Below are 14,423 nucleotides of genomic sequence, written 5' to 3'. Positions count from 1 at the left end.
AAAAATTAAATTTATAAATATTACTTCTTTAAAATAAAAATTATATCGTGACTCCATGATTTCTATGAATATAGAAAATGAAATAGCTGTTTTATTATAATGTAATATTTAAGACTTTAATCATTTAGATTTGGGTTAATCAATATGCTGAGCAAATATGTGAAAAATAAATTAAACTGTACCTTAATATCATATTAACGTCATTTTTTTTGGGATAAACTCCTTTCTTTACTAATAACTAGGTAATTGTAAATTGTTTAAGAATACAAATTAAAATCGTTTTCTCTTAATTTTAATATCACTTATATATAATTGTTCAGCAGAATTAAAAGAATGCGTACAGTTAATTGCTTTATCCCAATCGGGTTTAATTGCAAAAATTAAATCTTCTTCAAATTTATTAGTATTAAGTGCTGTTATTTCAGAAATATTAAGTCCATAACCATAATGATTAGAGCAGTTTTGAGAAGGTCTATATAGTTTGCCATTATAATTAAAAAGTTTGCCAGCTGGTCTAGCCGTTTTAATATCGGTGACTATTGGGTTCAAAGGATGCTCAATCCATTGATCTGTATATAGGCTTTTGGAAGAATAGAGGAAAAGTTCTACATGCTTAGATGCACCTTTGTGTTTTTTCATATTTGTAAACATCCAATAGGTGTCATTTTCTTTATAAATAGTTGTGTCTACAGCAACTACATCTTTCATTAGTACTTGTTGAAATTCCCATTTTAGTGGAAAGTCTGTAGCTTTGTATAGTTGAATGTCATTGTTTCCGCTAGTTTCAGGAATCATATAATAAGAGCCATTGTCTTCAAAAACAAAAGGGTAGGAGAGGTGGTAGTCTTTAACTAAAATTGTTTCTGGTTTAGTGTAATTTCCTTGCTCGTCAATTTCCATTACAGCTAAATGTCCCAATTTATTTTTATAAATTAATTCTTCTATAAATAAATATGTTTTGTCGTTATGCTTTATTAAAAAAGGATCGGCCCAAAAACGATCTTTAGGCGGTAATATTTTTGTGTAAGACTTTAGGTTAAATGGGTCATTAGCGTTTTTGTTGTTAAAAAAGATTAAAGCCCATTGATCAAAATAAAATAGACTTTTAATAAGTTGTAATATTTTGTTTTTATATAATTTGAGTACAAAACTTAAGATTTTTAAATTAGAAGGAGGTAATAAAGGAACATTAATCGCTTTGGATTCATAGATGTGAGATTTAGAATCTAGCTTTTTATTAAAAAGTTCTTCGTTTGTTGCTAATAATTCAACATTATTTTTAATTAAAAAATGGGTTTGCCATAAAATTTCATTGAGATTTCTTTTATAGCTTAATCCATCTTTACAAGAAAATGTGAGATCAATAGTTTTAGGTGATGACATTCCTGATTTCAGGTATCTAAGTACGCCTGCGACTTCCGGTTTCTGATCTAGCATTTCCCAAATTCCATATGGCCTTTTATTAATGTCATCTAAATCACAATGATTTAAAAACCAGATGCCATATTTAGCCGCATCTTGTATTTTTAAATTAAAATTTGTCTCAGTTAGGTTTAAAATAATATCTAAATTATATGTATCTAAATCACTAGCTATAAAGCTATCTGTAATTTGATATGAAGGTATATTATTTAATGTTATATCGTTATCAAGTAGTGCTGTAGCATTAGGATTAGGTTTAAAAATTTTTGAATCTATTTTTAAAAACAGTTTCCATAATAAAGGAAGTTTTTTTTCAGAATTTTTTGCTTTCTTTATGTCTTCGTCCAAATCTATTTTTAAAACTATTTCTACAGATTTAGAATCCTTTAAGTCTTTGACAATTGCATCCTGCCAAGCAAAATAGTTTCTATGATCTACAATTAATGCAATTTTTAGTTTTTTCATATCAATACCTAAAAGAAAAAAAATGTTACTGTTAATTTTTGTTTTAATAAAAGTCAAAAAAACAATTTTTAACCTAAACTAAATAATTTTAAAGGAATAATAATACTTTTTAAGCTAATACAGTTATTAAAATTACCGCTTCAATCTACATTATAGCTAAAGGTCTGTCATTTTCATATTAATATTTGAACCACCTTATTTTACTAGTTTTATATGTTAATAACTCTGTATAACTATGGAAAAAGACTTTAAAAGTTACTGCATTTCATAGTTATTTTTGTAAAAAAATCCGATAAAGTGTTAAATGTCACATTTAGATACGTCTAAACTGTATTAAATGTCCGTATATAGATGAATTAAAATATTTACTCATATTCATCGTATGTTTTAACTTACATTTTTTTACATTTCATCGAAAAAAAATACATTCGACTGCATTTCGTCGAATAATAAAGCATTTGAACATAGTAAAACATTTTATTTTTATAGATTGCAATCCCTACTTAAAGTTATAATGACCCAAGAATTTATGAAGTTTCCTAAAATTACCCTAAAATCATTTTATTATTTACCTGTTTTATTCTTATCCTTTTTAGCATTTAATTTAAATGCTCAACAATTAGCATTTCCTACAGCTAAAGGTGCAGGAGCATACGCAACTGGAGGACGTGGAGGACAAGTTATTCATGTTACTACTTTAGATTGGGATGCGCCAGGCGGGTTAAAAGAAGCGATACAGACACCTGGTCCTCGTATCATTGTTTTTGACGTGAGTGGTGAAATTGACGCAACCAGCGAATGGAATTATACACCTATTATTAGTGGATCTGATTATGACAACATAACAATAGCAGGTCAATCTGCTCCTGCAGGTGGTATAAGTATTAAAACATCTGAATTTATGTTTAGAGAGGTTAGTAATGTAATTATAAGATATATTCGGTTTAGGAATGCCGAAAATAGTATACAAGATTCATTATGGTTTACAGGTGGAAACAACATAATTTTTGATCATTGTACATTTAGTCATGGTGGAGATGAATCAGGTAGTTTAGCATCTGGTTATGGTAGACCTCAAGATCCTACTGTTATAATGGGTAATATTACAGTGCAAAATTGTTTCTTTCAAGATAGCAAAACAGGTTCTATATTAGGTACAGAAACTCAAGATGGTGATTTCACATTTGTTAACAATGTTTTTAGCAATATTTCACATAGATTTCCAAATCCAAAAGGTAATGGTCATTACGATATCATAAATAATATAGTTTATAACTGGAAATATAGATTAATAAGAATTACTGGTAGCGGAACATATAACGTAGTAAATAATTACTATAAAGGTTCGGCTAATGGAATAAGACAACCAGGATGGTTTAATAATGTAGATATTACAGCAAGTTTTTTACAGAAATTGCAGACACAGCCAGACAATAACCCATTAATTTACGCAGCAGGAAGCCTGATAGAAGAACAGCGCGAAATACCATTAGGAGATGACTCAGATATGTGGTCAGTTTTTGCTGGTTCGCATTTACCAGAAAATTCTCAAGTGCCAGAACAATATTTTACGAGTTCTCAGTTTTCTCTTGCAGGTCATAATTTTACAATAAAACCAGCTAGTGAGGTTTACAATACATTACTTAATGATGTTGGTGCCGATAAAACGCTAAATGCAAATGGTTCTATTTACCCTTATCGCGATGATAAAGATGCAAGTGATATTTTAATGATTCAGAATGATACGTATGAAGGTAGTTTTTATGATAGCAAGACTTCAATACCTTACCCAACTGTGCCTCAAAATACAAGACCATCAAGCTTTGATACTAATAACGATGGAATGCCAGACGTATGGAAAATAGCTAGAGGCTTTGCTGCAGATGAAGATTTATCTAATCATGTTTGGCCAAGCGGATATATTGGTGTAGAAGAATATTTAAATGAAATTGATCTTAATGGAATTGAGGTAATTGAAGCTACAGGAGTAGAAGTAACTCCAGAAATAGCTACAGTAAATATGCCAAATACAATTAATTTAACTGCAACAATATTTCCACAAGAAGCTACAAATCAAAATGGTACATGGAGTAGTAGTGATGAAACTATTGCAATAGTAGATTCAGATGGAGTAGTCACACCCGTTTCTGAAGGTGTAGTTACAATAACTTTTACATCCATGGATGGTGGATTTACAGATTCTGCAGAATTAACAGTTACAAATGTTGTAATCTCATTAGAATCTTTATTAATTACACCCGAAAATTCGATTTTAGAACTTGGTGAAAGTGTTCAATTAATAACAGAGTTTTTTCCTTCTAATACTTCAGATGTAACAGGTACCTGGTCAAGTAGTGATGAATCAATTGCTATTGTAAACGACAACGGTTTAGTTTCAGCAGTTTCTGAAGGTGAAGTAGAAATACTATTTACTGCAAATGATGGTGGTATTACTAATGGTTCAGTCATTACCGTAGTAGATGAGTTTTATGGAACTTATGTTCTTTATAATGCAGAAACAGATTTGATTATTCAAAATATCGAATCCGATGTTGCAATTAATTTAGAAGATGAAGGGGATAGAATAAATTTTAGGTGTATTCCTCAAGGAGGAGACGATAGTACAGAAGTTGAAAGTGTAGGTATTACGTGGACTGGACCAACTAATGGAAGCTGGATAGAGAGTGATGCTATTTATGCAGGACTTCCAAATGGACACGTTGGTTTAAATTTCGAACCATACTTGGTTGAAGAAGGTACTTATAACTTTACAGTAACCTATTATAGTGGAAATGGAGGTTCTGGTAGTGTTGTAGCTATTGATGATTTTTCTATAAACTTTTTTTTTGATTTACTTCCAGTCGCAGATGCAGGTTTAGATCAAGTTATTTGTAGTGGGGAAACAGTCACGTTAACAGCGTCTGGCGGTCCAAATTTTTTATGGAGCACAGGTGAAACAACAGCTTCAATTGAAGTTAATCCAACTACAACAGAAATATATACGGTTACCGTTTCTGATGATGAAGGAAATACAGATGAAGATAGTGTTACGGTTACAGTAAATGACTTACCTGTTGCAAATGCAGGTGAAGATCAAATCATTTGTGAAGGTGAATCAACGATACTTACGGCGTCAGGTGGAACTTCATACTTATGGAGTACTGGTGAAACAACAGCTTCAATTGAAGTAAATCCCGAATTAGAAACTATCTATAGTGTAGAAGTAATTTCTAATAATTGTTCTAGTACAGATGAAGTAACAGTTTTTGTTAATGAAGCACCAACTATTATAGTTACTGAAGATATTGTAATTGTTGAAGGTGAGTCAACTACACTTACAGCAAATGGAGGAGACAATTATGAATGGAATACTGGTGAAACAACAGAGTCTATTTCGGTAACACCAGACGTTACAACAACTTATTCTGTTAGTTCTCTTGGTGCTAATGGTTGTATAGCTACTGTAAATGTTACAGTTACTGTAGTGCCAGAAGTTATTGCCAATGCAGGAGATGATATGACTATTTGTAGTGGAGAAACTATTACACTGTCTGCTTCAGGTGGCTCAACGTATTTGTGGGATAATGGTGAAGAAGTTTCGGATCTTGTTGTTAGTCCAGAAACAACAACAACTTATACTGTTACAGTTGAAGATGATTTTGGTTTTACAGATACAGATACCGTTACGGTTTTTGTAAATGAAATTCCAAGTATTACAGCCAATGAAGATGTGTTTGTTATGTTCGGAAACACTGTAACGCTAACAGCTAGCGGTGGAGTTTCTTATTTATGGAGTACAGGTGAAACAACAGCAGAAATAACAGTAAGTCCAGAAGTAAATACAACATATTCAGTAACTGGATTTTCTGAAAATGGTTGTCAAAATACTATTGAAATACTAGTAACTGTAGTGGATGTTTTAAGTGCTAATGCAGGCGAAGATGTTTCAATATGCCTAGGAGAAAGTATTACTTTAAATGCATCAGGTGGTGTAACTTATACATGGAACACCGGAAATACAGGTTCATCTCCAACGTTTACACCTTTAGAAACAACAACATATACAGTTACAGTTGAAGATGGATTTGGAAATTCTGATTCGGATGAAGTGACCGTAACCGTTAATCCTTTACCAATAGCTAATGCTGGTGATGATCAAGTAATTTGTAATGGAGAATCTGTTGTTTTAACAGCAGAAGGTGGTGATTCATATTTGTGGAGTACGGGAGATACTACTGCATCTATTACAGTAAACCCTAATGAAGACACAACTTATAGTGTTGAAGTAACTGCTAATAATTGTTCGTCTACTGATGATGTTATGGTTACTGTGTTACCAACACCTGAAATTATTATAAGTGAAGATACTGTTATCATTACAGGTAACTCTACAACACTTGAAGTTTCAGGCGGAGATTCGTATTTATGGAATACTGGTGAAACTACAGATACTTTAGTAGTAAGTCCAACAGAAACAACAACATATACCATTACTGCTTTTATGGAAAATGGTTGTGAAAGCACCTCAGAAGTTACTGTTACGGTAATTCCAGAAGTAGTTGCAGAAGCAGGTGACGATGTTGTTATTTGTAGTGGAGAAAGTATTGTTTTAAATGCTTCAGGAGGTGTAACATACCTTTGGGATACTGGAGATACAAGTAGTACTATAACTGTTAGTCCAACTGAAACAATAACATATACTGTTACTGTAACGGATGATTATGGTAATTCTGACTTCGATAGTGTTACAGTTACAGTAAATGAATTGCCAAATTTAACTGTTAGTGAAAACGTTATTATTAATGAAGGTGATAGTACAAATTTAATTGCTGATGGAGCGGACACATATCTATGGAGTACTGAAGAAAGTTCTAGCTCTATTAACGTTAGTCCTTTAGAGACAACGACCTATTCTGTTACAGGTTTTTCAAGTAATGGTTGTTCAACTACATTACAAGTGACAGTTACTGTAATACCAGAAGTTATAGCAAATGCCGGCAATGATATTGCAATCTGCCAAGGTGAATACGTAATTTTAAGCGCAACTGGGGGTTCTAATTTTTTATGGAGTACAGGACAAAATAGTGCTTCAATAACATTTAGCCCAACAGAAACTACAACACTTACGGTTACAGTTAGTGATGATTACGGAAATTCGGATACTGATAGCGTTACTGTTATAGTAAATGATTTACCTAGTTTAACCTTAATTGAAGATATTACCATATTGGAAGGACAAAGCGCAAATTTAGTTGTAAGTGGAGCTGAATCATACCTTTGGGAAACAGGCGAGACAACGGCATCAATAACAGTTAGTCCTACAGAGTCAACAACATATAGTGTTACTGGCTTTTCAGAAAATGGCTGTCAAGTTATTAAAGAGGTATTGGTTGTAGTATTATCAGTAGTAATTGCAGATGCAGGGCCTGACGTTGTAATTTGTAGTGGAGACAGTGTAACTTTAACTGCTTCAGGTAGTTCTTATTTTTCTTGGAATACAGGAGAAACTAGTGCTTCAATCATTGTTAGTCCAACAGAGACGACAACGTATACAGTTATTGTAAGTGATGATTACGGAAATATTGATTCTGATAGTGTTACAGTTGTTGTCCCTAATTTGTCGGATGTAACTATTGGTGAAAATATTACAATTATAGAAGGAGAGAGCACTACATTAACAGCGAGTGGAGCTCATGTATATCTATGGAGTACTGGTCAGAATTCTAATTCTATTTCAGTAAGTCCAAATGTAACCACAACGTATACAGCTGTTGGTTATTCTTCAAATGGTTGTGAAAGTGAAGAAGTACAGGTGATTGTTACGGTAATACCACAGGTTGTAGCTAATGCTGGTAACGATGTCTCTATTTGTATTGGGGAGAGTGTAACGCTAAACGCTACAGGTGGTGGTGGATCTAATTTTTCTTGGAATACCGGGCAAACAGGTGCATCAATAACATTTAGCCCAACACAAACAACAACTTATACTGTTACAGTATCTGATGATTTTGGTTACTCTGACACTGATAGTGTAACAGTTACTGTACATGAATTACCAAACCTTACCGTAAGTGAAAACATTACGATATTTGAAGGAGAAAGTACAAACTTAATTGCTGATGGCGCAGAAACTTATCTTTGGAGTACAGGTGATTCATCAAGTTCAATTTTAGTAAGCCCATTAGGAACTACAACTTACACGGTTAGCGGCTTTTCTATTAATGGGTGTGAAACTACAGCACAAGTTGCAGTGACAGTAATACCTGCAGAGGTTATAGCAAATGCAGGTAACGATGTTTCAATTTGTATAGGTGAGAGTGTAACATTAAATGCATCAGGAAGTTCTAACTATTCTTGGAATACAGGTGATACAGTTGCTAACCCAACATTCACTCCAACAGAAACAACAACTTATACAGTTACAGTTTCTGATGATTTAGGAAATTCAGATACAGACAGTGTAACGGTTACAGTAAATGAATTACCAAGTATTACAGTAAGTGAAAATATTACCATATTTGAAGGCGAAAGTGCAAACTTAATTGCTGATGGTGCAGAAACTTACCTTTGGAGTACAGGTGACTCTTCAAGCTCAATTGTTGTAAGTCCATTAGAAACTACCACTTACATGGTCACTGGTTTTTCAGCTAATGGTTGTGAAACTACGGCACAAGTTGAAGTGACCGTAATACCAGAGATTATCGCAAATGCGGGAAACGATGTTTCTATTTGTATTGGCGAGAGTGTAACCTTGAATGCTTCAGGTGGTACAAGTTATATTTGGAATACTGGTGGTTCAGGTGCCAATCCAACATTTACACCAACAGAAACAACCACTTATACAGTTACGGTTTCTGATGATTACGGAAATTCAGATACAGACAGTGTAACGGTTACAGTGAATGAAATACCAGTTATAACAGCAAGTGAAAATATTACAATAGTTGAAGGAGAAAGCACAACTTTATCTGTTAATGGTGCTGAAACTTATTTATGGAGCACAGGAGACACTTCTAATTCTATAGTAGTTAGCCCAACTCAAACAACAACATATACAGTGATAGGTGCAACAAATACTTGTAGTAGTGATGTCGTAGAGGTTGTTGTTACTGTTATACCTGTATTTTTAGCTTCAGCAGGTGAAGATGCTTATGTTTGTGACAACCAAACTTATGAAGTTACATTAACAGCAAATGAAGGTGATAGTTATTTATGGAGTACAGGAGAAACGACACAAAGTATTGTTGTAAGTCCATTATCTACAACATCTTACACTGTTACAGTTTTTAATAATGGACAAGAAGATACTGACGATGTTATGGTTCATGTAGATCCAAGTCCAGAAGTGGTAATTGCAAATGGTGATAGTGTTGAGATTTTAAATGGTGACTTTGTAACGCTATCAGCTTCGGGAGCAAATACTTATGAATGGAGTAATGGTGCTACACAACCTAATATTGCTGTGAGTCCTTCTACAACTACAACTTATGAAGTTAAGGGTTATATAGGCGACTGTTATGACGAAAAACTAGTCACTGTTAATGTATTTGATTATGTTAATGCTGACGCAGGTGAAGACGTTGTAATTTGTTTAAACGAAATGACAACATTGACGGCTACAGGTGGAGATGAATATGTGTGGAGTACAGGAGAAACAACTCCAACTATTCAGGTGTCTCCAGATGTAACAACAGATTATACGGTTACTGTATTCAATCCTTTAGATTTTGATGAAGCTACAGTAAGAGTAGAAATAGATACGGATTGTATAGCTCAAACAACGGATCCAACAGATATCCCAAAAGACTTTAAATTTAATTTATACCCAAATCCAGCAGATGATCAAGTTAACATAAAATTTTCTGGAGTGTTGGTTGTTTCAGATTTGCATATTTATGATGTCACAGGGAAATTAATCCAACGTACTCAAATATCTAACGAAAATATAAGTACGAGCTCAACGATTCAAGTTGATATAAGTTCACTTCAATCTGGTGTTTACTTTGTAAAATTTATTGGAGAAGAAACAGATGTAACTAAAAAACTAATCGTAGAATAATAAAACGACCTCATGAAAAAAGCACCAAAAATTAATTTTTTTGGTGCTTTTTTTTATATAATAATTAAATAAATTATTGGCCAATTGAGGAATATTCAAAACCTATTTTAGTCATTTCTTTTTTGTTAAGAATATTTCTTCCATCAAAAATAAAAGCAGGTTTTTTCATTTGCTCATATATTCTTTGCCAATCGTATGTCTTAAACTCATCCCATTCTGTCATAATTGCAATTGCGTGGGCGTCTTTAGATACTTCATAAGGATCGTCATAATATTTGACTAAATCTTTGTTTTCCTCATTAGATCTTGTATTAAGATAATTTAAATCTGCTTGCACTTTTTCACTATTTACTTTAGGATCGTAAACGGCAATATTAGCTTGTTCATTTAATAAGTGGTCAGCAACATAAATAGCAGCAGATTCTCTTGTATCGTTGGTATCTTTTTTAAAGGCCCAACCTAACATTGCGATTTTTTTACCAGAAACCGTATTGTAGAGTGTACTGATTAGGTTATCAGAAAAACGACGTTTTTGATGGTCGTTTAGAATGATCACTTGTTCCCAATAGTCTGCTACAGCATTAAGGTTGTAACTTCGAGCAATGTAAACAAGATTTAATATGTCTTTTTGAAAACAAGAACCTCCAAAACCAATAGATGCATTTAAGAATTTTGGTCCAATTCTAGAGTCCATTCCAATTGCTTTTGCGACTTCGTTTACATTAGCTTCTGTATGTTCACATAATTCTGATATAGCATTAATAGAAGATATACGTTGTGCTAAAAATGCGTTAGCGGTTAGTTTTGACAATTCTGACGACCAGACATTAGTTCTTAAAATTCTTTCTTGTGGTACCCAGCTTCCATAAATAGCGGCTAAACTTTCAATAGCATCTTCAGATTCACCTCCAATAAGTACACGATCTGGACTTAATAAATCTTGAACTGCTGTGCCTTCTGCTAAAAATTCAGGATTAGATAAAATATCAAATTTTACATTACTTCCTGTATTGTGTAAAATACTTTTTATAGCTTGGGCTGTTCTTACTGGTAAGGTTGATTTTTCTACAACAATTTTATCTGTTGTCGCTACTTCAGCAATGTTTCTTGCACATAGTTCTACGTATTTTAAATCAGCAGCCATACCTTTTCCTTTACCATAAGTTTTGGTTGGTGTATTTACTGATATAAAAATCATTTCAGATGCTGCGATCGTTTTATCTATTTCAGTAGAGAAGAATAAATTTTTTCCTCTAGTTTCTTCTACGATTTCTGCTAATCCAGGTTCGTAAATTGGTAGTTTTGATACGTCTTTGTTATTCCATGCTGCAATACGTTCTGCATTTATATCTACAATAGTAACTTTTATGTGTGGATTTTTTTTTGCTATTACCGCCATTGTTGGTCCTCCTACATAGCCAGCCCCAATGCAACAGATATTTGTGATTTTCATGTGTTTATTTTTATTTTTTAAACTAACAAGATGCTAGATTCTTAACATACTCGCTTCGTTTTTTAAGTTTATTTAGATTTGAGTTAAATATTGTAAATGACAGCAAATTTGATAGAAATAATTGAATTGAAGTAATTATTACATATCAATGGCATATTTTTACGATAACTATCATTTAGGCTTCGAAAATAAGAACTTTTGTTCAAAATTTAGTCTTAATTGTAATAGTTTTTAAACCAATCTATAAAAGATTTAACCCCATGTTTTATAGATGTGTTAGGTCTGTAGTCGTAATCTTTAATAAGCTCATCAACATCTGCCCAAGTGCGTTCTACATCTCCAGGTTGCATTTCCATCATATTTTTAGTAGCAGATTTGCCTAGGTTGACTTCTATCTCCTTGATAAAGTCTAATAGTTTTACTGAGTTATTGTTTCCAATATTATATACTTTGTATAATTCATTAGTTTCTATACGTTGTGTAGGTGTTTTTTCAATTATTCTAACCACGCCTTCTACGATATCATCTATATAAGTGAAATCCCGTTCCATGTTACCATGATTAAAGACATTAATAGGTCTATTATTAACAATGGCGTCTGTAAATAAAAACATAGCCATATCTGGTCTTCCCCAAGGGCCGTATACTGTAAAGAATCTTAAACCTGTAGTAGGTATTTTAAACAAATGACTGTAGGTGTGTGCCATAAGTTCGTTACTTTTTTTTGTGGCAGCATATAAACTTATAGGATGATCTACATTGTCATCAGTTGAAAACGGTATTTTCTTATTCATACCATATACACTAGAACTACTAGCATAAACTAAGTGTTTAATATTGTTGTTTCTACAACATTCTAATATGTTTAAAAAACCAACTAAATTAGAATCGACATAAGTTTCAGGGTTTTCTAAACTATATCTTACTCCTGCTTGTGCAGCAAGGTTGCATACAATATCAAAATTTTCGTTTTTGAATAATTTAGGAAGCTCATCTCTGTTTTCAAGATTCATTCTTACAAAAGAAAAATCTTCAGATTTACTATTACAAAGTGTGTTAAATTCTGAAGCTTCATCTTTAGAAATACCTAATTCAGTTAATCTGTCATATTTTAAATTAACATCATAATAATCATTAATATTATCCAAACCAACGACTTGATGACCTTTAGAAAGTAAAACTTTAGAGGTGTAAAACCCTATAAATCCTGCGGCACCTGTTACTAATATTTTCATGTTATAATTTTTAAGTGTTGGAAATAGCTTCAAATATGTGAATTTAGAATGAAACGTCTAAATTCTACACCAAACAATTTCAACAAATTAGTTGTTTGTATAATTAATATCGAGGAGTGTCGCTATGGAGTCACAATTTTTAATCTTTAAAGCCAATTCCTGCTCTTTATAACTGTTTTCGATATAATAGATTTTACACGAATCTATTTTTGTTTTGCTCTTAGAAAAATCAACACTTCCAAATTTTACTAAATTGATTATTGTTGTAGAATCTAAAGCTTGGTTTGCTATAAACACAGAGGCTTTATTAGAATATTGTATGGGTTTAGAACTGATATTTTTTGTTGTTCTGGCATTAGGTCCATAATCACAAGAAGCATCTTTTCCGTTTAAAAAAAACATTAGAAGAATTAAACCAATAGCAAAACCACCAAGATAGTAGCCTAAACGATGTATAAATTTCATAGTAGCGCAAATAATTCTATTCGGTTGTTAATCGTTGAGAATAGATTAAAAAATTAATAAATTGGCATCGTTGTAATCTAAGCCAAACCATTCTGCAACAGATTTGTTAGTTAAAATGCCGTGGTAAAAATACAACCCATTTTTTAAACCGCGATCAAATCGAAGCGCATTTTCAATACCGCCATATTCTCCAATTTCTAATAGGTACGGAGTGAAAATATTACTAATTGAAACTGAGGCTGTTCTAGAATATCGCGCTGGAATATTAGGTACACAGTAATGAACTACACCATTATACTCAAAAGTAGGTTTGTCGTGTGTAGTAACTTCGCTAGTTTCAAAACAACCTCCCATATCTATGCTAACATCTATAACAACAGACCCTGCTTTCATATGGCTTAACATACTCTCGGTAACTACAATTGGTGCACGATTAAGTCCTCTTACAGCTCCAATGGCAACATCACAACGTTTTAAGGCTTTTAAAAGATTTTTAGGCTGCATAGTCGAGGTGTAAACAGTACGGCCCAAATTATTTTGAAGTCGACGGAGTTTAGTGATAGAACTGTCAAATACTTTAATATTAGCACCTAAGCCAATAGCAGAACGTGCTGCAAATTCTCCAACAGTACCAGCTCCTAAAATAACTATTTCTGTAGGTGGTACTCCATTAATATTACCTAGCATTAAACCATTGCCACCATTTACATTAGATAATAACTCTGATGCGATTAATATGGAAGCCGTACCTGCAATTTCGCTAAGAGAGCTTACGGCAGGATATGCACCGTCATCATCTTTAATATATTCAAATGCTAATGCTGTAATTCGTTTTTTTGCTAAAGCTTCAAAATAAGATTTGTTTTGTGTTTTTATTTGAAGCGCAGAAATTAAAAGTGTTTGCGGATTAATGAGTTTTATTTCATCTATAGAAGGAGGTTCTACTTTAAGAATAATAGGGCAGGAGTATACCTTTGCGGTATCTTTTGTAACTTCTGCACCTGCTTCGCTATAATCTTTATCTTTGAAATTTGCACCTTCACCTGCGCCAGATTCGAATAGTACACGATGGCCATTGGCTGTTAATGCAGATACTGCATCTGGTGTTAAACATACACGCCGTTCTTGAAAATGAGCTTCTTTAGGAATTCCAATAAATAGTTCTCCTTTTTGTTTAAGAATTTCTAAAGTCTCTTCTTGAGGTAATAATTGGGCTCTTGTAAATGGTGACAAAGATTTACTCATTTAATTGGTCAATTTTAATAGTAATTGCAATATAACGAAACGCTATAAATATTACGATACGTAAATTAACTTCAAATTA

General features: G+C 32.8%; 6 protein-coding genes. 1 reads left to right on the top strand and 5 read right to left on the bottom strand.

Features of this window, described 5'->3' with window-relative positions; all coding sequences use genetic code 11:
• Nucleotides 1-270 precede the first annotated feature (270 nt).
• Entirely contained in the window at nucleotides 271-1,887 is a 1,617-nt protein-coding gene (locus ABD730_RS09555) for a glucosamine inositolphosphorylceramide transferase family protein (protein WP_344714192.1), read from the bottom strand.
• A 529-nt stretch (nucleotides 1,888-2,416) separates the two neighbouring features.
• Between ABD730_RS09555 and ABD730_RS09550 the strand changes: the two genes are divergently transcribed.
• Nucleotides 2,417-9,946 (top strand): Ig-like domain-containing protein, encoded by a 7,530-nt coding sequence (locus ABD730_RS09550; RefSeq protein ID WP_344714190.1) that lies wholly within the window; start codon nucleotides 2,417-2,419, stop codon nucleotides 9,944-9,946.
• 73 nt (nucleotides 9,947-10,019) lie between these two features.
• Here the strand turns inward: ABD730_RS09550 and ABD730_RS09545 are convergent, their stop codons facing one another.
• The 4 genes from ABD730_RS09545 to ABD730_RS09530 all read right to left on the bottom strand — a co-directional run bounded on the left by ABD730_RS09545 (nucleotide 10,020) and on the right by ABD730_RS09530 (nucleotide 14,344).
• On the bottom strand, nucleotides 10,020-11,399 hold the full coding sequence (locus ABD730_RS09545) for a nucleotide sugar dehydrogenase (protein ID WP_334469249.1): 1,380 nt from the start codon (nucleotides 11,397-11,399) through the stop codon (nucleotides 10,020-10,022).
• 215 nt (nucleotides 11,400-11,614) lie between these two features.
• A complete protein-coding gene (locus ABD730_RS09540; protein WP_334469248.1) occupies nucleotides 11,615-12,634 on the bottom strand; it encodes an NAD-dependent epimerase in 1,020 nt (339 codons plus the stop codon).
• 87 nt (nucleotides 12,635-12,721) lie between these two features.
• Nucleotides 12,722-13,099, bottom strand: coding sequence for a hypothetical protein (locus tag ABD730_RS09535; protein ID WP_334469247.1), 378 nt, complete (start codon nucleotides 13,097-13,099; stop codon nucleotides 12,722-12,724).
• A gap of 45 nt (nucleotides 13,100-13,144) precedes the next feature.
• Nucleotides 13,145-14,344: an alanine dehydrogenase gene (locus tag ABD730_RS09530; RefSeq protein ID WP_215925716.1), complete on the bottom strand. Its 1,200-nt coding sequence runs from the start codon at nucleotides 14,342-14,344 to the stop codon at nucleotides 13,145-13,147.
• Nucleotides 14,345-14,423: the final 79 nt, after the last annotated feature.

The sequence above is a fragment of the Winogradskyella damuponensis genome (assembly GCF_039538385.1).
In the GTDB taxonomy this organism is placed as follows: Bacteria; Bacteroidota; Bacteroidia; order Flavobacteriales; family Flavobacteriaceae; genus Winogradskyella; species Winogradskyella damuponensis.
The sequence above is the reverse complement of the archived record's forward strand: the minus strand, read 5'-3'. Positions and strand labels throughout refer to the sequence as shown.

Bases quoted from the DNA above. Each gene is read 5' to 3' on its own strand.
- ABD730_RS09545 (WP_334469249.1), bottom strand. From the start codon at position 11,399: ATGAAAATCACAAATATCTGTTGCATTGGGGCTGGCTATGTAGGAGGA.
- ABD730_RS09540 (WP_334469248.1), bottom strand. From the start codon at position 12,634: ATGAAAATATTAGTAACAGGTGCCGCAGGATTTATAGGGTTTTACACC.
- ABD730_RS09530 (WP_215925716.1), bottom strand. From the start codon at position 14,344: ATGAGTAAATCTTTGTCACCATTTACAAGAGCCCAATTATTACCTCAA.
- ABD730_RS09550 (WP_344714190.1), top strand. From the start codon at position 2,417: ATGAAGTTTCCTAAAATTACCCTAAAATCATTTTATTATTTACCTGTT.
- ABD730_RS09535 (WP_334469247.1), bottom strand. From the start codon at position 13,099: ATGAAATTTATACATCGTTTAGGCTACTATCTTGGTGGTTTTGCTATT.
- ABD730_RS09555 (WP_344714192.1), bottom strand. From the start codon at position 1,887: ATGAAAAAACTAAAAATTGCATTAATTGTAGATCATAGAAACTATTTT.